The organism is Glycomyces paridis (assembly GCF_004912155.1).
GTDB classification, from domain to species: domain Bacteria; phylum Actinomycetota; class Actinomycetes; order Mycobacteriales; family Micromonosporaceae; genus Glycomyces; species Glycomyces paridis.
The window spans coordinates 414,026-433,567 of record NZ_STGX01000001.1 but is presented as its reverse complement, the minus strand read 5'-3'; the positions used below and the strand labels follow the sequence as shown (position 1 = coordinate 433,567).

Here is a 19,542-nt window from a genome sequence, read left to right as displayed (position 1 = left end):
GGTCACACTCCGGTCTCGGCGTCGCGGCCGGCCGCGATGAGGCGGTCGAGGTCGATGAGCGCCTTGACCCCCAGGGCGAACGCGGTGCCCGGGCGTTCGTCCACGATGTCCTTGGCGTGGCGGATCGTCATGCCCACCGCGCTGATCTCCTGCGCCAGTGCGGGACCGGCGTTGCCCGAGCCGCGCAGCAGCTCCTGGTCGTAGACGTGCTCGGCCTCCACGAGCAGCTCGTGCGTCAGGCCCTCAAGGCTGCGGGAGCGCGCGGGCTCGGCGGAGGCGAACTGCGCCGCGATCACCATCGCCTCCACGACGCGGATGGTGAAGTGCCACGACGGGTCGTCGAACCGGTAGACCAGTTCCTGGTAGACCTGCTGCGGCTGGTCCCACAGGCGCGAGGAGCGGCCTTCGCGGATGCGCCTGCGCGCCAGGTGCTCCCACACCTGGTCGGCCACGTCGAGCAGCTGCGCGCGGGCCTCGATGGTGACCAGGAGGCCCGCGGCGTGGTAGAGGCGCTTGAGCAGCAGCGGCGCGAAGTCGACCATGTTCCAGACCATCGCGGGGCCGTCGGGCTTCTCGATGCCCGCCAGCTCGGCCTTGACGCCGGGGAAGTGGGTCTCGATGGCGCGGTCCCCCGCGAGGGCGCGGCGGGTGATGCGGCCGCGGTTGGCGAGTTCCACGAGGACCTCGCCGAGGCGGATCAGGTCGTCGTCGCCGCCGCGGGAGGCGCCGAAGGTCTCGGTGGCGACCGCGCAGACCAGGAGGCTGTAGTAGTCGTACTCCAGACCGTCGGTGGTGCGCCAGGGGACGTCCTCCAGCGGCCACTTCGAGCCGCCGCCGAAGGAGGCGACCATCGCCCAGTAGCGGCGGGTGACGTCGAGACGGATCTGGAGGGACTGGGCGAGGCGGCGCTCCTCCTCGGTGAGGAGGTTCCGGCGCATGACCCTGTCGGAGAACAGCGTCGCGATCGCTTCGAGGGCGACCACGGTGAAGTACAGGTAGGGGGCGTCCTCGGCGCGGCCGGGGCGCTGGGTGGAGGTGTCGGAGACCTCGGGGATGTCGGGGGCCTTCTCCACCACCGACCAGGACCAGCCGATCTCGAAGAGCTTCGTGGGGGCCTCGACGCCCGCGGTGCCGCCGGAGCCGACGGTGATGGTGCGGAGGGTCGCGATGATCTCCTCGGCCGACTCGCGGAAGCGGCGCACGATCTTGCGGTCGGGCTGCCCGTCGACGTTGATGAGGGCGATGAGCTGGCGGCCGAACTCGTCGTCGACGTCGAAGGTGGACACCGCGAACGAGCGCAGCAGGCCGGTGACGGCGCCGAGGAGGCGGCGGTGCACGCTCTGCTCGACGAGTTCGAGCTCGTCGATGAGATCCTCGCGGCCCATGCGGACCACGGTCGGCCCGAAGTCGGCGAGGAACGTCAGGGAGGTCAGGCACAGCGGGATCGCCAGTGCGAAGCCCTCGGTGACGTCGACGGCGCGCTGGTCGGGCTTGGCCTCGACGGTGCGGTCGACTCGGTGCATGTTGGAGCCGCCGGAGTAGACCGGCACGCCTTCGGCGTCGACGTGCTTCTCCATGTAGCTCTCGATGAGCCGCATGACGCGGATGGGGATCTCGACGGCGTCGCCGAGCCCGGCGAGGGCGTCGAGCACCGCGTCGCCGGTGGCGTCGGGGTCGGCGTAGTTGAGCTCGGGGAGCTCCTGCGCGGGGAAGAGCAGGCACAGCAGTTGCTGGGCGTCGCCGACGGCGTCGGAGTCGTTGCGCCCGCCCCAGTGCCAGACCTTGGCGCGCCCGCCGCCCTCGACCGGGCGCCAGCTGTAGGCGATCTGGGCCTTCCAGATGTCGAGAAGCTGTTGCCGGGGCTGCATCTTCACAGGGGACCACCGCCGAGTGCGCTCGGTACCGAATCGGACAGCTTCACTATGGCACGGCCATGCGACGCGAACCGTCACGCAGAACGTGTTTTGTCGCTTACCCGACAAGCTGAAGGCGTCCGCGCGGGAGTTCGGCGGCGTCATATCAGTGAGGTCCGCGAACCGGACGAAGCAAGGCGCGCACGAGGAGGCGAGATGGTCGAGATGATCCTGGCCGGCGTCATCGTCGGCGCGGTCGCGGCCGTCGCCGCGGTCACCGGCCTCCGCGAACGCCGCGCTCGGCGGCGGCCCGTCCCCCGCCCGCCTCGAGGCGAGCCGATCCCCGGCGGCTGGGCCGCACCCCGATCTGGCGGCGGCGCAGTACGCTGAGCGCCCGATCCCCTACCCCCTGAGGAGGATGCATGGGTGTCTTCATCGGACTGCTCGTGGTGGGCGGCCTCATCGCGCTCCTGGTGTCCGTCAACCGCCCCACCAGGTCGGGCGGCAGGACTCACCGCTCGTCTTCGTACTACTCCGGCTCGACCGGCACCTATTACGGCGACTCCTCCGGGAGTTCCTCGAACGACGACTGCGGCCCGAGCGACTCCGGCGGCTGGGGCGGCGGGGACTCCGGCGGTGGCGGAGGCGACTCGGGCGGCGGAGACGGCTGCGACTAGCTCCTCAGCCGCGGTGCAGTTCGTAGACGCGGCAGGGCACTTCGTAGCCGGGGACGACCGTCTCGCGTTCCAGGGTCATGCCGAGCTTCTCGGTGACGCGGATCGAGGCGGCGTTCGCGGCGTTGACGCAGGAGACGAGCCGGTCGAGGCCGATCTCGCCGAACGCGAAGCCGATCGCGGCGCGGGCGGCCTCGGGGGCGTAGCCGCGGCCCCACCGGTCGCGGGCGATGCGCCAGCCGACCTCGGTGGCGGGCAGGATCTCCGGCAGGAACGTCGGGGTCGCGAGCGCGGCCCAGCCGACGAAGGCGCCGCCGTCGCGTTCCTCGACGGCGAAGACGCCCCAGCCGTGCGAGGCCCAGTGCGCGGCGGCCGCGGCGGTGCGCGCCTCGGTCGCCTCGGGGGTCAGCGGTTGACCGTTGCCGATGTGGCGCATGACCTCCGGGTCGGCGTTGATGGGCGCCAGCGCGGGGGCGTCGGTGGCGGCGAGGGGGCGCAGGAGCAGCCGTTCGGTCTCGATGATCATCGTTTCGGCGGCCTCGCCAGCTGGATCTTCACGTACCAGCAGTAGGCCCACACGAGCGCGAACACGACCCCGGCGGCGCCGAGCGCCCAGTGCAGGGGCCAGCAGGCGATCACCGCGACTTGGAGGACGGCCCCGGCGGGCCAGATCCAGGCGCGGCGGGACATCCCGGCGAGGACGACGCAGGCGAGGGTGAGGACCACGATCGCGATGGTCGCGGCGGCGGGCTCGTCGAGGATCATGCGCATCGGGACGATCGCGAGCAGCAGTGCGAGCGCCTCGAAGCTCAGCGCCATCGCGGCGAGTGAGCGGGCGGCGCGGGCGGGGTCGCGCAGGCCGGAGCGGTCGGGGTCGGGTTCGGTCCAGGGCGCTTCGGCCGCTTCGGGTTCCTCGTGCTCAGCCACGGCGGCCCACCAGGATCTTGCGGGCGTCGGCGACGGTGAACACCGAGCCGGTGACGAGGACGCCGCCGCCGGACTCGTAGATGTCGTCGGCCTCTTCGGCGAGCTCGATGCCGCGGGCGATGGCGTCCCGCAGGTGCGGGATGACGATGACGCGGTCTTCGCCGAAGACTTCGCGGGCGGCCTTGGCGAGGGACGCGGCGGGCATCGCCCGGTCCGAGGAGGACTTCGTGATCACGATCTCGTCGAGAATCGGTTCAAGGAGTTCGAGCATGTGGTCGACCTCCTTGTCGGCGAGCATCCCGACGACGCCGACGAGCTTGCGGAAGTTGAACTCCTCCTCGACGGCCTTCGTCATGGCCTCCATGCCCGCCGGGTTGTGGGCGGCGTCGAGGATGACCGCGGGCGCGTTGCGCACGACCTCGAGGCGCCCCGGGGAGGAGAAGTCGGCGAAGGCCTCGCCCACGACCTCGGCGTCGAGGGCCTTCGCCTCGCCGGCGCCGAGGAGGACCTCGGCGGCGGCCAGCGCGAGCGCGGCGTTGTGCGCCTGGTACTCGCCGTGGAGGGGCACGAACAGGTCCTGGTAGCGGGCGGCGCGGGTCTCGATCGTGACGAGCTGTCCGCCGAGGGCGACCTCGCGGGAGGTGACCTCGAAGCCGCGGCCTTCGGGGACGAGCTTGGCGCCCACGGCGTTCGCGCGGCGCAGCAGCGGCTCCATCGCCGAGCGCTCCTGGACGGAGGTGACGAGGGTCGAGCCCTCGTGGACGATGCCGGACTTCATGGTCGCGATCTCGGCGAGGGTCTCGCCGAGCCACTTGGTGTGGTCGATGCCGATCGGGGTGATGACGGCGACCTCGGCGCCGAGGATGTTCGTGGAGTCGGTCTCCCCGCCGAGGCCCACTTCGACGACGCCGACGTCGATCGGCGTGTCCGCGAAGGCGCCCATGGCGAGCGCCACGGTCATCTCGAAGTAGGTGAGGGGCTCGGAGGCCTCGCGGTCGACGAGGTCGGCGAGCGGCGCGATCTCGTAGTACTGGGCGGCGAAGCGGTCGAAGGAGATCGGTTCGCCGTCGATGCAGATGCGCTCGTTGACGGTGTTGAGGTGCGGCGAGGTGAACATGCCGGTGCGCAGGCCGTGGCCGCGCAGGAGGCGCTCGATCATGCGGGTGGTCGAGGTCTTGCCGTTGGTGCCGGTGACGTGCACGGACCTGAAGGCGCGCTGCGGGTCGCCCATCATGTCGAGCAGCTGCCTGATGCGGTCGAGGGTGAAGTCCCAGCGGGAGAAGCCGCGCGACTCCAGCGCGGCCTCGACCTGGGCGAATTCGGCGTTCAACGTGGTGTCCCCCTCATGCGGCGCCGCCCCGGGGGGCCGCGCCGTTCAACCTATCCCAGAACGAAGGCGGCCGTCGCAGGCGACGGCCGCCCTGTGGTCCGCTCCTCCGCCTATGCGAGGCGGTCGAGCTGCGCGGTGACGCGCGCGATGTCGGCTTCGGCGGTGGCCTTGCGGGCCTTGATCTTGTCGACCACGGCGTCGGGGGCCTTCGCGAGGAACGCCTCGTTGCCGAGCTTCTTCACGGCCCCTTCGAGCTCCTTCTCGGCGGCCTTGAGGGCCTTGTCGAGGCGGGCCCGCTCGGCGTCGACGTCGATCGACCCGGAGGTGTCGAGCGCGACGCTCACCTCGTCGGACACGGCGAGGTCGGCGGTGGGCGCGAAGCCCTCCCCGGCCGGCGCCAGCTTGACGAGGCCGCGGATGAACGGCTCCTCGTCGGCGAGGCCGACTGCGGCCAGGCCCGTGAGGCGGGCCGGGAGCGGCAGGCTCTGCTTGAGGTCCTGGTCGGAGCGGAAGCGGCGCACCTCGGTCACGAGGTGCTGGAGCGCGGCCACGGCACGTTCGGCCTCGGCGTCGGTGCCGGCCGCGGTCGGCCAGGCGGCGACGGTGAGCGACCCGCCCGCCGCCTCGGTGCCGTTGAGCGTGAGCCACAGCTCCTCGGTGACGAACGGGATCACCGGGTGCAGCAGGCGCAGCAGCTGGTCGAAGACGTGGCCGATGACCCGGCGGGTGTCCTCGGCGCGCTGGCCGCCCGCGGCGAGCACGGGCTTGGTCAGCTCCAGGTACCAGTCGAAGACGTCGTCCTTCGCGAAGTGGTAGAGCGCGTCCATCGCCTTCGCGAACTCGTACTGCTCGAACAGCGCGTCGACGGACGTGATCGTCGCCGACAGGCGCGAGAGGACCCACCGGTCGATGAGCGACAGGTCCGTGGGAAGGTCGCCCTCCACCGTCGCGCCGCTCATGAGCGCGAACCGGGTCCCGTTCCACAGCTTGTTGCAGAAGTTCCGCGACAGCTCGGCCAGCTCGATCGAGGCGATCGAGTCGGCGCCGGGGTTCGCGTCGCGCGCGAGCATGAACCGCAGCGCGTCCGCGCCGTACCGGTCGACCACTTCGAGCGGGTCGATGCCGTTCCCCGAGGACTTCGACATCTTCTTGCCGTGCTTGTCGCGGATGAGGCCGTGCAGGAACACCTCGCCGAACGGGGCTCTGCCCATCGCGTAGGTCCCGAACATCATCATCCGGACCACCCAGAAGAAGATGATGTCCCAGCCGGTCACCAGGACCGCCGTCGGATAGAACTTCTCCAGGGCCTTCGTGTCCTCGGGCCAGCCGAACGTCGAGAACGGCCACAGCCCCGAGGAGAACCACGTGTCGAGCACGTCGGGGTCCTGCACGTAGCCCTCCGGGGCGGTCTCGCCCGGGCCCACGCACACCTCTTCGCCGTTCGGCCCGTACCAGATCGGGATGCGGTGCCCCCACCACAACTGGCGCGAGATGCACCAGTCGAGCAGGTTGTCCACCCAGGAGAAGAACCGCTTCTCCATCTCCGGCGGGTGGATCCTCGTCTCGCCCGAGCGCACCGCGTCGCCCGCGGACTTCGCGAGCCGCTCCACCTTCACGAACCACTGCTTCGACAGGCGCGGCTCCACCGTCGTGTCGCACCGCTCGCAGTGCCCGACCGCGTGCATGTACGGGCGCTGCTCGGCCACGATGCGGCCCTCGGCCCGCAACGCCGCCGCGATCGCCGAACGCGCCTCGAACCGGTCGAGCCCCTCGAACGGGCCGTGCGCGGTGATCACGCCGCGCTCGTCCATGATGAGGATCGACTCCAGGCCGTGCCGCTGGCCGATCGCGAAGTCGTTCGGGTCGTGCGCCGGGGTCACCTTCACCGCGCCGGTCCCGAACTCCGGGTCGACGTGCGCGTCGGCCACGACCGGGATGCGGCGCCCCGTGAAGGGCACCTCCACCGTCGTGCCCAGCAGGTGCGCGTAGCGCTCGTCGTCGGGGTGGACGGCCACGGCCGTGTCGCCCAGCATCGTCTCCAGGCGGGTCGTGGCGACCACGATCGACGCCTCGCCCTCGCCGTAGCGCATCGACACGAGCTCGCCCGCGTCGTCCTGGTGCTCCACCTCGATGTCCGACAGCGCCGTCATGCACCGCGGGCACCAGTTGATGATGCGCTCGGCGCGGTAGATCATGCCGTCGTCGTACATGCGCTTGAACATCGTCTGCACGGCGCTGGAGAGCCCGTCGTCGAGCGTGAACCGCTCGCGGTCCCAGTCGACGCCGTCGCCGATCTTCTTCATCTGCGAGGTGATGCGCTCGTGGTAGACGTCCTTCCACTCCCACACCTTGCCCACGAACGCCTCGCGGCCCAGGTCGTGGCGCGACAGGCCCTCCTTGTCGGCGAGCTGGCGCTCCACGACGTTCTGGGTCGAGATGCCCGCGTGGTCGGTACCGGGCAGGAACAGGGCCTCCTTGCCGCGCATGCGCTCGCGGCGCACGAGGGTGTCGATGAGGGTGTGGTCGAGCGCGTGGCCCAGGTGCAGCTGCCCCGTCACGTTCGGCGGGGGGATCACGATCGCGTAGGGCTCGCGGTCGGAGTCGTCGTCAGCCTTGAAGCGACCGTCGGCTACCCACTTGGCGTAGCGTCGCGCCTCTACCTCTACGGGCGCGTACGTCTTCGGCAGTTGGGTTTCCAGGTCCGGTGTCTGCTGAGCTGCGTCTGTCACCCGTCAAGTGTAGAGAGCGCGCGGGCCTGTTCGCGAAGCGGTTTAGCCGGTGTCGCCCAGGACCCTCCGAACGGCGCTCGCCACGTCGACCTCGCCGTCGGCGACGGCCGCGGCCAGCGCTTCGGGCACGGCGAAGCGGACCCGCAGGGCCGCGTCGAGGCGGGCGCGGATCTCCGCGGCGGCCCTCGCGCGGCGCTTCTCGGCGAGGCGGTCGCCGCCCGCGAGCCAGTCGTGGTGCTTCCCGATCGCCGCCACCAGCTCCTCCAGGCCCTTCCCCTCCGAGGCCACGGTGGTGCAGATCGGCTGGCGCCACTCGTACGGCTCGCGCCGCACCAGGCTCATCATGGCCCGCAGATCGCGGACGGCCGCGTCGGCGCCGGGCCGGTCGGCCTTGTTCACCACGTACACGTCGGCGATCTCGACCACCCCGGCCTTGACCGCCTGGATGCCGTCGCCCATGCCCGGCGCCAGGAGCAGCAGCGTCGTGTCGGCGAGGCTCGCGATCTCGACCTCGGCCTGGCCGACGCCCACGGTCTCGACGATGACGACGTCGAAGTCGAGCCCTTCGAGCAGCCGCACGGCCGCGCCCGTGGTCGCGGCGAGGCCCCCGAGGTGCCCGCGGGTGGCGACCGAGCGGATGTAGACGCCCGGGTCGAGGGCGTGGTCGGCCATGCGGACGCGGTCGCCGAGGATCGCGCCGCCGGTGAACGGACTGGAGGGGTCGACGGCGAGGACCGCCACGCGCAGCGAGGCCGCGCGCCAGGCCCCGATGAGGGCCGACACGAGCGTGGACTTGCCGACCCCGGGCGAACCGGTGATCCCCACGACCTGGGCGTCGCCGCCCTTGACCAGGCCCGCGATGGCCGAGGCGGTGCCGTCGTCGTCGGCGCGCTGGTTCTCCAGGACGGTGAGGAGGCGGGCGGTGGCCCGGCGGTCTCCCGCGCGGGCCGCCGCCACCAGTTCCGCCGGCGTCCGGACGGGCGCCATCAAGCTCCCTTGAGGACGATGGCGTCGCCCTGGCCGCCGCCGCCGCACAGGCCGGCCGCGCCGACCTGCCCGGGTGCGAGCTGTCGGGCGAGCGTCTGGACGAGCCGGGCCCCCGAGGCCCCGATCGGGTGGCCGAGGGCGATCGCGCCGCCGTCGGGGTTGACGCGGGCGAGGTCGACGCCGAGGTTCTCGGCGGACGCGAGGACGACCGCGGCGAAGGCCTCGTTCATCTCCACGACGTCGAGGTCGGCAGCCTCGAGACCGGCGAGGCCGAGGGCCTTGGCGATCGCGTTCGAAGGCTGGTCGAGCAGCGAGTTGTCGGGCCCGGCGACCGCGGCGTAGGCGAGGATCTCGGCGGTCCAGGACCAGCCGTTGGCCACGGCCACGGACTTGCGGGCGAGGACGAGCGCGCTGGCGCCGTCGGAGATCTGCGAGGCGGTGGCGGCGGTGATGGTGCCGTTCTCGGTGAAGGCCGGGCGCAGCTGCGCGAGGCCCTCGGCGGTCGAGCCGGGGCGCACGCCCTCGTCGGCGTCGACGAGGCCCTTGCGGGTCTCCACGGGGGTGATCTCCTCGGCGAGGCGCTCGGCGGCCTTGGCGGCGCGCTGGTGGGACTCGGCGGCGAAGCGGTCCTGGTCCTCGCGGGTGATGGTGCGGCCCTTGAGGTGGCGTTCGGTGGACTCGCCCATGGAGATGCCGTCGTAGGCGTCGGTGAGGCCGTCGTGGGCGAGGTGGTCGACGAGGACGGCCTCGCCGTACTTGAAGCCGCGGCGCGAACCTGGCAGGAGGTGGGGGGCGCGGCTCATGGACTCCATGCCGCCGGCGACGATCACGTCGGCGGCGCCGCCGCGCAGGAGCTGGTCGGCGAGGCCGACGGCGGTGAGCCCGGAGAGGCAGACCTTGTTGACCGACAGCGCGGGGACGCGCATCGGGAGCCCGGCGGCCACGGCGGCCTGGCGGGCGGGGTTCTGGCCGGCCCCGGCGGGCAGGACCTGTCCGAGGAGGACCTGGTCCACCTGTTCGGGTGCGACGCCGGCCCGTTCGAGGGCGGCTCTGATGGCGGTCCCGGCCAGGTCGGTGGCGGGGATGTCGGCGAGCGCTCCGTTGAAGCGCCCGATGGGCGTGCGAGCGGCTGCGAGGATGACAGTGCTCTCGGTAACGACGGTGTTGTCGCTCATGGCGGACCTCCGTTGGTCGATACGCTCGATGGTATGACGTTCATTGAGGGAATCGGATTGCGGCGCATCGATCACGTGGGAATCGCCGTTCCCGACCTCGGCGCCGCGCTCGAATGGTACGAGGGCGCGCTCGGCGGCCGGGAGGTGCACCGCGAGGTCAACGAGGCGCAGGGCGTGGTCGAGGCGATGGTCGCGTGGCCCGAGGGCGGCGCGCAGGTGCAACTGCTCGCCCCGCTCGACGAGACCTCGCCGATCGCGAAGTTCATCGGGTCGAAGGGGCCGGGCCTCCAGCAGCTGGCGTTCACCGTCGCGGACGTGGACGCGGCGGCGGCGGCGCTGCGGGAGCGGGGCGCCCGGGTGCTCTACGACGAAGCGCGCCAAGGGACCGGCGGGTCGCGGATCAACTTCGTGCACCCGAAGGACGCGGGCGGCGTCCTGGTGGAACTGGTCGAACCCGCATAGGGCCCTTGCTGGGAGGGTGCCGCAGCGTCGCCGGACCGCTACCGGCGCTGTCGGATTCCCGACGCCGTTCGGGTGAAGGGGCCGCGGCGGGCGAACGGCACCGCTTTCGACTTCCGTGTCGTTTCAAGGATTTCGCCCGTTTTGCGGCTAGAGTTACAGGTGGTCCGACCTCCATAAACCCCTGACCTTGCTGTCGACATTCGCAGTCGCGTCTGCAAGTATTGGTCCATGTCGCAGCAGCCCTCCAGCAGTACCTTTTTCGACAACGACCAATCGGTGCCGGAGTTCCCCGTGCAGTTGCGCGGTTACGACCGTCACCAGGTGGATGACTTCATCCAGAAGAACCTCGCCAAGCTGACGCAGACCGAGCAGCAGCGCACCGAGGCCGAGCAGCGGATGACCGACGCCCAACGTCGTCTGCGCCAGGCGGAGCAGCGCATCCAGGGGTTGGACCAGCGTCTCGGCGAGCAGCAGAAGCAGCTCGAGGAGAACACCCGGCCCACGCTCTCCGGGCTCGGCACCCGGGTCGAGCAGATCCTGCGGCTGGCCGAGGAGCAGGCGAACGAGCACCGCGCCGAGGCGAAGCGCGAGACCGAGGGCATCCTCTCGGCCGCCCGCCTCGAATCGCGCGAGATCACCGACGCGGCGCGCGGCGAGGCCGGCAGCCTCAAGCAGAACGCCGAGCGCGAGGCCAACACCCTGCGCACCCAGGTCGAGCGCGAGGTCGCGGAGCTGCGGACCAACGCCCGCCGCGAGTGCGAGACCCTCCGCGCCGACGCCGAGCGCGAGACCAAGCAGCTGCGCACCGCGACCGGCCACGAGGTGGCCGAGCTCAAGGCCTCCGTCGAGCGCGAGGTCGCGACCCTCCGCGCCACGGCGGACCGCGAGATCACCCAGCTGCGCGCCAAGGCCGCCCGCGAGGCGGAGGAGAAGCGCGCGGAGGCCGCGAAGCTCTTCGCCGAGGCGAAGGAGAAGCGCGACAAGGACCTTCAGGCCCTCGACCTGGAACTGGCCGAGCGCAAGGAGAAGGCCGAGCGCGAGGAGTCGGACCGCCACACCCGGGCCGTGTCCGAGACCCAGAAGCTCGTGTCCGACGCCGAGAACCGCGCCCGCGACGCCGAGGAGAGCGCCAAGGCCGCCGAGACGCGCGCCGAGGAGAAGCGCTCCGAGGCCGACAACTACGCCGAGGAGACCACCACCAAGGCCAAGCGCGACGCGAACAAGCTCGTGTCCGACGCCAAGGCGGAGGCCGAGCGGCTGCTGGCGAACGCCAAGGCGGACGCCGAGAGCGTCACGCAGAAGGCCGAGTCGGAGGTGGCCGACCTCACCGCCAAGCGCGACCAGGTCCAGGCGACCCTGCGCAACCTGGGCGGTCTGGTCTCCGGCGCCCTCAGCGGGGCCCTCGACGGCGCCGTGGGCGATACGTCGGACGACAAGTAGAAAAGCCCGACAACGAGTAAACCTGGCGAATCCGCGTTACCGTCGAAGCCTGTGACAGTGAAGAATGATCGCAGGCGTAGGTCGACGGTGGAGGAACCACAGCTTCGGCCGCGTCCCGTCACATCCGGTCCCTTGCCGGGGGTGGCGGGACGCGGCTTACGTGAGGATGAGGGCATGGCGCGTGAAGACAGACTGGACGACTCGGAACTGCTGACCGGATTCGACGAGGTCGGCCCCGTCGACCGCGGGTTCGAAACCGCCCTGCGCGGCTACGACAAGCGGCAGGTCGACCGGTACCTACAGCAGATGCAGCTCCAGATGGACACCTTGGCGGGCGAGCGTGCCGAGGCGCTCGCGCAGATCGACCGGCTCGTGGTGCAGATCCAGCAGTTGCAGGCGCAGATCCAGGAGCTGCGCCGCCGCAGCGCCGCGGGCGACAAGGCCTCCTACCGCCACCTCGGCGTGCGCATCGAGCACATGCTCACCCTCGCCGAGGAGCAGGCCGAGGAGATCAAGGCGAACGCCCAGACGCAGACCCAGCACCTGCACCTGCACGCCGACCAGCGCCTGCGCGACGCCGAGGCGCAGATCGAGCAGGCGCGCAAGGACTTCGAGACCACGCTGAAGGCGCGCCGCGCCGCCGCGGAGAAGGCCGAGGCCGACCGCCGCGCGATCATCGACGCCGAGATCAACAAGCGGGCGCGCGAGGCGCAGGCCCTCGTGGACCAGGCGAAGGAGCGGGCCGCGACGCTGGTCGCCGAGGCCGAGCAGGACGCCGAGAACAAGCGGGCCGCCGCTGACGAGCAGACCCGGCAGCTGGTCGCTCACGTCGAGCGCCTGCGCACCGAGGCGCAGCAGCTCAAGGACGACTCCACGGTCGCGGCCGAGCAGGCCGTCGCCGAGGCCCGCGAGAAGGCCGACCGCATCGCGGCCGAGGCCGACGCCGAGGCCGAGCGCAAGCGCGCCGAGCACGAGGCGGAACTGCGGGACCTGCGCACCGAGGCCGTCGAGAACCTGGAGAAGTTCAAGCAGGAGACCGAGACGTTCGCGCAGTCGGTGCGCACCGAGGCCGAGAACGAGGCCACGCGGGTGCGGGCCGAGGCCGCCGACTCGGCGACCCTGACGCGCACCGAGGCCGCCGACGAGTCCAAGCGGCTGCGCCAGGACGCGCAGCGCCGCGTCGAGGAGGCCGAGGGCGAGGCCCAGCGGATCACCGCCGAGACCGACGCGAAGGCCGCGAAGCTCGCCGCCGAGGCCGAGGAGGCCGCCCGCAAGGCCCGCGAGGACGCCGAGGCCGCCGCGCTGCGACTGGCCGAGGAGACCGAGCGCGAGACGCTGCGGCTGCGCGAGGAGGCCGCCGACGCGGGCCGCAAGGAGCGGGAGGCCGCCGAGGGCGCCGCCCGCAGGCTCACCGAGGAGACCGCCGAGGAGACCCGGCGCCTCCGTGAGGGCGCCGCGGCCGAGGCCGAGCGCCTCACCGCCGAGGCCGCCGCCGAGGCGAAGGCGCTGCGCGAGAACGCCGACCGGGAGAAGGCGGACGCCGCCGCCGAAGTGAAGCGCGCCCGCGCCGAGGTCGCCGCGATCGAGGCCGAACGCGAGCGGCTGCTGGCCGACGCGAAGGCCGAGGCCGCGCGCATCCTCGACCAGGCGGGCCTGGAGGCCGAGGAGGTCCGCAGCCAGCGCGACCAGTACGTCTCCGAGGCCGAGAAGAAGGCCGAGAACGCCAAGCGCCGTGCCGAGGAGCTCTCCAAGTCCGCCAAGCAGACCGCGCGGCGCGACTCCGAGGCGATCCTGGCGACCGCACGGGCGCAGGCGAAGAAGCTCGTGGAGGAGGCCCGCGCGAACCGCGCCGCCGAGAAGGGCGCCGAGGCGCCCGCCAAGGAGGCTCCGGTGAACCCTCCGGCGAACAAGGGCCGGGGGCGCCCGCAGGCCGGCGGGAAGCAGGCCAGCAGCGAGGCGGCGCAGAAGGTGCCCACCACGTAAGCGAGCGTTGCGAAGGGGCCCGGTGCTTCGGCACCGGGCCCTGCTGCTTTGCGGAGGTGCGCCGGGCGGCGCGATCGGCGGCGGAAGCGGTCGGAAGGCATCGCCTCCGGGACGACCGGCAGACCCGCACGGCCGAGCCCGGCGCTGAACCGCATCCAGTAGGGCCAAGGACAAGACAGGGCCCGCGACGCCGGAGCGTCGCGGGCCCTGTCGCACTGATCGGACGGGCCGGGGCCGCCCCCCGTGGGGCGGGCCGGTCCGCGGTTATTCGGCCGAGGCCTTGGCGGGCGCCTTCTCGGCGTCCTTCTTGCGCTTGGCCTCGCCCGAGCCGCCGGAGGTGGTGCCCACCAGAGGCAGGCCGCCGCCGCTGGAGCGCTTCTTGTTCCACACGTCGAACAGGACGGCGGCGAGGACGACGAGGCCGAGGATGACGCTCTGCATGTCCTGGCCGACCGACAGGATCGACATGCCCTGGTTCATGACGCCCATGACCAGGCCGCCGATGACGGCGCCGATGATGGTGCCGACGCCGCCGGTGACCGAGGCTCCGCCGATGAACGAGGAGGCGATGGCGTGCAGCTCGAACATCTCACCGGCGCCGGGGGCCGCCGACTGGAGGCGGGCGGTGACGATGACGCCGGCGAGGCCGGCCAGGGCGCCCATGTTGACGAACACCCAGAACGTCGTCTGCTTGGTCTTGACGCCCGAGAGCAGCGCGGCCTTCTCGTTGCCGCCGCCCGCGTAGACGTGGCGGCCGAACACGGTCCGGTTGGCGATGAACGAGTACAGCAGGACCAGCGCCAGCAGGATCCAGCCGATGATCGGCAGGCCCTTGTGGGAGTAGAAGACGAACGCGGCGCCGGCGATGACGGCGACGACCACGACGACCTTCGCGATCCACGCGAGCTGCGAGGACCCGGCGATGCCGGCCTTGAGCTGGCGGGAGCGGCTGCGCGCCTCGAAGAAGGCGTACAGGACCGCGCCGGCGATGCCGACGACGAGCGTCAGCAGCTTGAGGTCGTACCCGAAGAGCTGGTAGCCGGAGGCGAGCTGATTGTAGGTGCCGGAGGTGCCGAGGGTTTCGGCGTCCAGGACCATGATGGTCAGGCCGCGGAAGATGAGCATGCCCGCCAGGGTCACGATGAAGGCGGGGATGCGCACGTAGGCGATCCAGAAGCCCTGCCAGACGCCGATGAGGGCGCCGACGGCCACGGCGACGAGCACCGCGAGGTACCAGGGCAGGCCCCAGTCCGAGAGGGCGATGGCGGAGACCGCGCCGCAGAAGGCGAGGACCGAACCGACCGAGAGGTCGATGTGGCCGTTGACGATCACCAGCATCATGCCGATCGCGAGGATCAGGATGTAGGAGTTCTGGAGGATCACGTTGGTCAGGTTCAGCGGCGTGATGAAGTCCTGGTTCTGGACGACGACGCTGAGGACCTGGAACAGCAGCATGATGAGCGCCAGGGCGATGATCATGCCGTAGGCGCGCAGGTTGAAGTTGCGCAGGCCCGAGATCAGGCTCGGGCGCGACTTGGTCTGGACGGTGCTCATTGGCGTAGTTCTTCTCCCCCGGATGCGGTCTCAAGGGTCATGAGGCGCATCAGTTCTTCCTGTGTGGCGTTCGCGCGGTCGACCTGGCCGGTGATGTGACCGGCGCTCATCGCGTAGATGCGGTCGCACATGCCGAGCAGCTCGGGCAGTTCGGAGGAGATCATGAGGACCCCCTTGCCCTGGTCGACCAGCTTGTGGATCAGCTCGTAGATCTCGTACTTGGCGCCGACGTCGATGCCTCGGGTCGGCTCGTCGAGGATGAGCAGCTCGGGCTCGGTGAAGACCCACTTGCCGAGCACGATCTTCTGCTGGTTGCCGCCGGAGAGGTTCCCGGCGAGCGAGTAGACCGACGGGGCCTTGACGCCGAACTCGGTGCGCAGGCGCTCCGAGACGGCGTTGATCCCGTGCTGGTCGACGACCCCGTACTTGGAGAGCTTGGAGAGGCCGGGCAGGGTGAAGTTCTCGCGCAGGTCGTAGTCGAGGTGCAGGCCGTAGTGCTTGCGGTCCTCGGTGGCGTAGGCGAGTCCGGCCTCGATGGCCTCGGGGACGGATCTGATGCGCAGCCGCTTCCCGTCGAGCGTGACGGTGCCGGAGATGTCCGAGCCCCAGCTGCGGCCGAAGACGCTCATGGCGAACTCGGTGCGGCCGGCGCCCATGAGCCCGGCGAGGCCGACGATCTCGCCGCGGGCGACGTTGATCTCGGCGTTGTTGACGATGACCCGCTCGCGCTGGTCGGGGTGGTGGACGGTCCAGTCCTTGACCTCGAAGAAGACCTCGCCGATCGTGGGCTCGTGCGGCGGGTACAGGTGCTCGAGGTCGCGGCCGACCATGGACTTGATGAGCCGGTCCTGGGTGACGCCGTCCGCCTCGGTGGCGAGCGTCTCGATGGTCTGCCCGTCGCGCAGGACCGTGATGGAGTCGGCCACCGACAGGACCTCTCCCAGCTTGTGGGAGATGATGATGCAGGTGACGCCCTCGTCGCGGAGCGCGCGGAGCAGGTCGAGCAGGTTCTCGGAGTCGGTGTCGTTGAGCGCGGCGGTCGGCTCGTCCAGGATCAGGAGCTTGACGTTCTTGGACAGGGCCTTGGCGATCTCGACGAGCTGCTGCTTGCCGACGCCGATCTTCTCGACGAGGGTCTGCGGGTTGTCCTGGAGGCCGACCTGCTTCATGAGGCGGGAGGCCTCGGTGTTGGTCTTGGCCCAGGAGATGAACCCGCCGGACTTCTGCTCGTTGCCGAGGAAGATGTTCTCGGCGATCGAGAGCTCGCCGACGAGCGCGAGCTCCTGGTGGATGATGACGACGCCCGCGGACTCGGAGTCGCGGATGTTCCGGAATCGGGCGGGGCGGCCCTCGAATTCGATCTCGCCCTCGAAGTCGCCGTGGGCGTAGACGCCCGACAGGACTTTCATGAGCGTGGACTTGCCGGCGCCGTTCTCGCCGACGAGTGCGTGGATCGTGGCCCGCTTGACCCGCATGTCGACCCCGGACAGCGCGAGCACGCCCGGGAATCGCTTGGTGATCCCCCTCATGCGGAGGATGTCTTCAGACATGGCTGGTCCTATGTGGAATAGCTGAGTGCTCTGGGGAGAGAGGTACGGGGGCGCCCCGGTGTCCAGGGCGCCCCGCGAGGGAGTACGGCGCGCTCAGAGCGGTCGCTACTGGAGGTCGGCGGCGTCGATGTAGCCGGAGTCGACGACGATCTCCTGGTAGTTGGTGGCGTCGACGCTGACCGGGGTCAGCAGCATCGCCGGGACGACGCCTTCGCCGTTGTCGTAGGTCTCCTCGTCGTTGACCTCGGGCGTCTTGCCGTCCAGCAGGGCCAGGACCATGTCGACCGTGGTGGCGGCCAGCTCGCGGGTGTCCTTGTAGACGGTCATGGCCTGGCGGCCCTCGATGATGTACTTCACCGACTCGACCTCGGCGTCCTGGCCGGTCACGAACGGCAGCTCGGTGTAGCCGTTGGACTCCAGCGAGGAGACGATGCCGCGGCTGATGCCGTCGTAGGGGGAGAGCACGGCGTGGACCTGCTCGCCCTTGTAGTGGGTCGACAGGAGGTTGTCCATGCGGTCCTGGGCGACGGCGCCGTCCCAGTTCTCGGTCGCGATCTGGTCGAGCTCGACCTCGCCGGACTTGACGACCAGCTTGCCCTCGGTGATGTAGGGCTCCAGGACGGCCCAGGCGCCGCCGAAGAAGTACTTGGTGTTGTTATCGGTCAACGCGCCCGCGAACAGCTCGATGTTGAACGGGCCGGCCTGGTTCGCGAGGTCCAGGGCGGTCACGAGGTACTCGGCCTGGAGGGTGCCCACCTGGGTGTTGTCGAAGGTGGCGTAGTAGTCCACGTTCGGGGTGCCGAGGATCAGGCGGTCGTAGGCGATGACCGGAATGTCGGCCTCCTTCGCCTGGGCCAGCGGGCCGTTGAGCGACTTGTTGTCGATCGCGGCGACCACGAGGGCGCTGACGTTCTGGCTGACCATGGTCTCGACCTGCGCGACCTGGTCGTCGGGGACGTCGTTGGCGTACTGGAGGCTGACCTTGTAGCCCTCGTCCTCGAACGCCTTCTTGAGGTTGTCGCCGTCCAGGATCCAACGCTCGGAGGTCTTGGTCGGCATCGCGATGCCGACGGTCTTCTTGGCGTCGCCGCCGTCCTCGGACGCGCAGGCCGAGGCGGTGAGCGCCACGGCGGCCGCGCCGACGGTTCCGGTGATCAGGTGGCGTCGGTTGACGTTCATCTGCTAGTACTCCTTCGTACCGGACGGCGCCGGTGCACGACCGACGGCGCCCTGGGGTCAAGACGGATTCGATAGTTCAACGTTTTTCCACAACCGTCAACAGCGGATGGGTCTCGTGTCCGAATCGTTGCCTTTCAAGCTCCCCGAAATCCGACACGGAGCCCCCGGAGGTCACAACGGACACAGGCATTCCGTCAGAAATGACCATGTGTAGCGATGCGATCACCCGTTCGGTCCACAACCCCGCGACCGACTACCGCTCGACCGAACGGATGGGATAGCCTCACATTTAGTGCCAAATCACGACACCGAACAGCGGACCCCCTGAGGAGGTGAGGATGTCGAACACCCAGACCATCGGACCCGCAGCCGTGCACCGTTTACTGCACCGGGACACGGTGTGCAGCGTCTTCAGCGGCACCGTCGCCGCCGCCCCCACCGACCTCCTGTGCGTGACCGTCGCGCATGAGCGCGTCGACGGCTCCCGGCGCGAAGTCTTCCTCGAATGGGCCGCGAAGCTCACCGGCCTCGCCGCCCACCCCCATCTCTCCCCCTGCACCGCAGTCGGCCTCACCGAGAACGGACGCCCGTACCTGGCCGTGGGCACCGCCAGGCGCACCCTCGCCGACCTCCTCGGCGAGCAGGGCCCCATGCCCCCCGGACAGGTCCGCGCCCTCGGCGTGGCCCTGAGCGACGCCGTGGCCGTCTACCACCGCGCCGGGCTCATCCACGGCGCGATCCAGCCCTCCCACATCCTCGTGGGCACCGGGCACCACCTCCAGCTCACCGCCTACGACGTCACCGCCCCCGTCCTGGCCGCCCCCCCCCCCCCCTCCCCCTACACCGCCCCCGAGCACCTCGACGCCGCCGTGGCGGGCGAGGTGGCGGCCAGCCCCGCCGGCGACGTCTACGCCCTCGCCACCGTCCTCTACGCCGCCCTCGGCGGCCGCCTCCCCTGGGTGCGCCACGCCCGCGAGGACGCCGCCGACCCCCTCCTGCGCGCCGCCCCGGTGCCGCACGTGCCCGGCGTGGACCCCGAACTCACCGACTTCATCGGCGCCGCCCTCAGCCCCGACCCGCGCCGCCGCCCCACCGCCGCCGCCCTTCGCCAGCAGCTCACCCGCCTTCCCCTCGCCGGACCGCCCTCATACGGGCGCCGCCCCGACACCGTCGCCGCCGGCCTCCTCCCCCGCCGCGGCCTCAGGCCCGTCACCGTGGCCGTCTCCACCGAACTCGCGCCCTACCGGCCCGGCCGCGAGCGGGTCGGCCTCCGCCCACGACTGCGCTCCATCGCCACCGCAACCGCCGGCGTGGCGTTGACGGGAGCGCTGCTCGGCGGCGCCGCCCTCGCGACCTACGCCGCGACCAACCCTGAGAGCACCGGCTCGGTGTGCACGGACCCCGCCGCGCTCGCAGGATGGATCGGCGAGCAGCTCGATGAAGGCACGATCGTCGACAGCTGGTGCGCCGGCGACGGCGACTACGTTGTAGCCACTGTGGACTATCAGGGCGGATCGGGCGGCGACGGCGACGGCGGGCACGAACGTCTCGCATGGCGCATCGAGGGCGAGAACCTCGTGGCCGTGGGCGACTGCGACGACCCCTCGCTGCCGGCGAGCGTCCTGGAGTTCATCGGCTGCATCTGACGGCGCCCCGCGCCGACAGAGCCGGTGGCTCGTGAGTGCCACTGTCGTTGCCC

The 19,542-nt window shown here is 71.0% G+C and carries 16 protein-coding genes; 6 read left to right on the top strand and 10 right to left on the bottom strand.

Features of this window, described 5'->3' with window-relative positions; translation table 11 throughout:
• Nucleotides 1-2: 2 nt before the first annotated feature.
• On the bottom strand, nt 3-1,868 hold the full coding sequence (locus E9998_RS01955; RefSeq protein ID WP_136528000.1) for an SCO2524 family protein: 1,866 nt from the start codon (nt 1,866-1,868) through the stop codon (nt 3-5).
• Nucleotides 1,869-2,069: 201 nt separating this feature from the next.
• Between E9998_RS01955 and E9998_RS25105 the strand changes: the two genes are divergently transcribed.
• Nucleotides 2,070-2,243 (top strand): hypothetical protein, encoded by a 174-nt coding sequence (locus E9998_RS25105; protein ID WP_158299665.1) that lies wholly within the window; start codon nt 2,070-2,072, stop codon nt 2,241-2,243.
• 32 nt (nt 2,244-2,275) lie between these two features.
• Nucleotides 2,276-2,530 carry a hypothetical protein gene (locus E9998_RS01950; protein WP_136527999.1) on the top strand — a complete coding sequence of 85 codons (255 nt, stop codon included), beginning with the start codon at nt 2,276-2,278 and terminating at the stop codon, nt 2,528-2,530.
• A 4-nt stretch (nt 2,531-2,534) separates the two neighbouring features.
• Here the strand turns inward: E9998_RS01950 and E9998_RS01945 are convergent, their stop codons facing one another.
• The 6 genes from E9998_RS01945 to E9998_RS01920 form a co-directional block, all read right to left on the bottom strand.
• Nucleotides 2,535-3,053 carry a GNAT family N-acetyltransferase gene (locus tag E9998_RS01945; protein ID WP_136527998.1) on the bottom strand — a complete coding sequence of 173 codons (519 nt, stop codon included), beginning with the start codon at nt 3,051-3,053 and terminating at the stop codon, nt 2,535-2,537.
• Nucleotides 3,050-3,454, bottom strand: coding sequence for a DUF4233 domain-containing protein (locus E9998_RS01940; RefSeq protein WP_204745194.1), 405 nt, complete (start codon nt 3,452-3,454; stop codon nt 3,050-3,052). Before E9998_RS01940 ends, E9998_RS01945 begins: the two co-directional genes overlap by 4 nt.
• Nucleotides 3,447-4,784 carry a bifunctional folylpolyglutamate synthase/dihydrofolate synthase gene (locus tag E9998_RS01935; protein WP_136527997.1) on the bottom strand — a complete coding sequence of 446 codons (1,338 nt, stop codon included), beginning with the start codon at nt 4,782-4,784 and terminating at the stop codon, nt 3,447-3,449. The genes E9998_RS01940 and E9998_RS01935 overlap by 8 nt, the downstream gene beginning before the upstream one ends.
• Nucleotides 4,785-4,894: 110 nt before the next feature.
• A complete protein-coding gene (locus E9998_RS01930) occupies nt 4,895-7,513 on the bottom strand; it encodes a valine--tRNA ligase (RefSeq protein WP_136527996.1) in 2,619 nt (872 codons plus the stop codon).
• Nucleotides 7,514-7,555: 42 nt separating this feature from the next.
• Nucleotides 7,556-8,500 (bottom strand): methylmalonyl Co-A mutase-associated GTPase MeaB, encoded by a 945-nt coding sequence (gene meaB, locus E9998_RS01925; protein WP_136527995.1) that lies wholly within the window; start codon nt 8,498-8,500, stop codon nt 7,556-7,558.
• Complete coding sequence (locus tag E9998_RS01920) at nt 8,500-9,675, bottom strand: acetyl-CoA C-acyltransferase (RefSeq protein ID WP_136527994.1); 1,176 nt, start codon at nt 9,673-9,675, stop codon at nt 8,500-8,502. Before E9998_RS01920 ends, meaB begins: the two co-directional genes overlap by 1 nt.
• Nucleotides 9,676-9,708: 33 nt before the next feature.
• Here E9998_RS01920 and mce point away from each other — a divergent pair, with 33 nt between their 5' ends.
• The 3 genes from mce to E9998_RS01905 all read left to right on the top strand — a co-directional run bounded on the left by mce (nt 9,709) and on the right by E9998_RS01905 (nt 13,560).
• Nucleotides 9,709-10,137: a methylmalonyl-CoA epimerase gene (gene mce, locus E9998_RS01915; protein WP_136527993.1), complete on the top strand. Its 429-nt coding sequence runs from the start codon at nt 9,709-9,711 to the stop codon at nt 10,135-10,137.
• A 228-nt stretch (nt 10,138-10,365) separates the two neighbouring features.
• Complete coding sequence (locus tag E9998_RS01910) at nt 10,366-11,577, top strand: coiled-coil domain-containing protein (RefSeq protein ID WP_136527992.1); 1,212 nt, start codon at nt 10,366-10,368, stop codon at nt 11,575-11,577.
• 174 nt (nt 11,578-11,751) lie between these two features.
• A complete protein-coding gene (locus E9998_RS01905) occupies nt 11,752-13,560 on the top strand; it encodes a DivIVA domain-containing protein (protein WP_136527991.1) in 1,809 nt (602 codons plus the stop codon).
• A gap of 264 nt (nt 13,561-13,824) precedes the next feature.
• Here E9998_RS01905 and mmsB read toward each other — a convergent pair whose 3' ends face one another.
• The 3 genes from mmsB to chvE form a co-directional block, all read right to left on the bottom strand.
• The gene (gene mmsB / locus E9998_RS01900) at nt 13,825-15,114 is read right to left on the bottom strand and encodes a multiple monosaccharide ABC transporter permease (protein WP_136527990.1); all 1,290 of its coding nucleotides are present in this window, start codon (nt 15,112-15,114) and stop codon (nt 13,825-13,827) included.
• Nucleotides 15,111-16,664, bottom strand: a complete 1,554-nt coding sequence (gene mmsA / locus E9998_RS01895; RefSeq protein WP_136527989.1) for a multiple monosaccharide ABC transporter ATP-binding protein — start codon at nt 16,662-16,664, stop codon at nt 15,111-15,113. Before mmsA ends, mmsB begins: the two co-directional genes overlap by 4 nt.
• Nucleotides 16,665-16,769: 105 nt before the next feature.
• Nucleotides 16,770-17,843 carry a multiple monosaccharide ABC transporter substrate-binding protein gene (gene chvE, locus E9998_RS01890; RefSeq protein ID WP_136527988.1) on the bottom strand — a complete coding sequence of 358 codons (1,074 nt, stop codon included), beginning with the start codon at nt 17,841-17,843 and terminating at the stop codon, nt 16,770-16,772.
• Nucleotides 17,844-18,181: 338 nt separating this feature from the next.
• On the opposite strand from chvE, the gene E9998_RS01885 reads away from it, so the two are divergent.
• Nucleotides 18,182-19,489, top strand: a complete 1,308-nt coding sequence (locus E9998_RS01885; protein ID WP_136527987.1) for a protein kinase domain-containing protein — start codon at nt 18,182-18,184, stop codon at nt 19,487-19,489.
• The last annotated feature ends 53 nt before the right edge of the window (nt 19,490-19,542 follow it).

Coding starts and splice junctions, on each gene's coding strand:
- mmsB (WP_136527990.1), bottom strand. CDS start 15,114: ATGAGCACCGTCCAGACCAAGTCGCGCCCGAGCCTGATCTCGGGCCTG.
- meaB (WP_136527995.1), bottom strand. CDS start 8,500: ATGGCGCCCGTCCGGACGCCGGCGGAACTGGTGGCGGCGGCCCGCGCG.
- E9998_RS01885 (WP_136527987.1), top strand. CDS start 18,182: ATGTCGAACACCCAGACCATCGGACCCGCAGCCGTGCACCGTTTACTG.
- mmsA (WP_136527989.1), bottom strand. CDS start 16,664: ATGTCTGAAGACATCCTCCGCATGAGGGGGATCACCAAGCGATTCCCG.
- chvE (WP_136527988.1), bottom strand. CDS start 17,843: ATGAACGTCAACCGACGCCACCTGATCACCGGAACCGTCGGCGCGGCC.
- E9998_RS01955 (WP_136528000.1), bottom strand. CDS start 1,868: ATGCAGCCCCGGCAACAGCTTCTCGACATCTGGAAGGCCCAGATCGCC.
- E9998_RS01945 (WP_136527998.1), bottom strand. CDS start 3,053: ATGATCATCGAGACCGAACGGCTGCTCCTGCGCCCCCTCGCCGCCACC.
- mce (WP_136527993.1), top strand. CDS start 9,709: ATGACGTTCATTGAGGGAATCGGATTGCGGCGCATCGATCACGTGGGA.
- E9998_RS01950 (WP_136527999.1), top strand. CDS start 2,276: ATGGGTGTCTTCATCGGACTGCTCGTGGTGGGCGGCCTCATCGCGCTC.
- E9998_RS01905 (WP_136527991.1), top strand. CDS start 11,752: ATGGCGCGTGAAGACAGACTGGACGACTCGGAACTGCTGACCGGATTC.
- E9998_RS01920 (WP_136527994.1), bottom strand. CDS start 9,675: ATGAGCGACAACACCGTCGTTACCGAGAGCACTGTCATCCTCGCAGCC.
- E9998_RS01910 (WP_136527992.1), top strand. CDS start 10,366: ATGTCGCAGCAGCCCTCCAGCAGTACCTTTTTCGACAACGACCAATCG.
- E9998_RS25105 (WP_158299665.1), top strand. CDS start 2,070: ATGGTCGAGATGATCCTGGCCGGCGTCATCGTCGGCGCGGTCGCGGCC.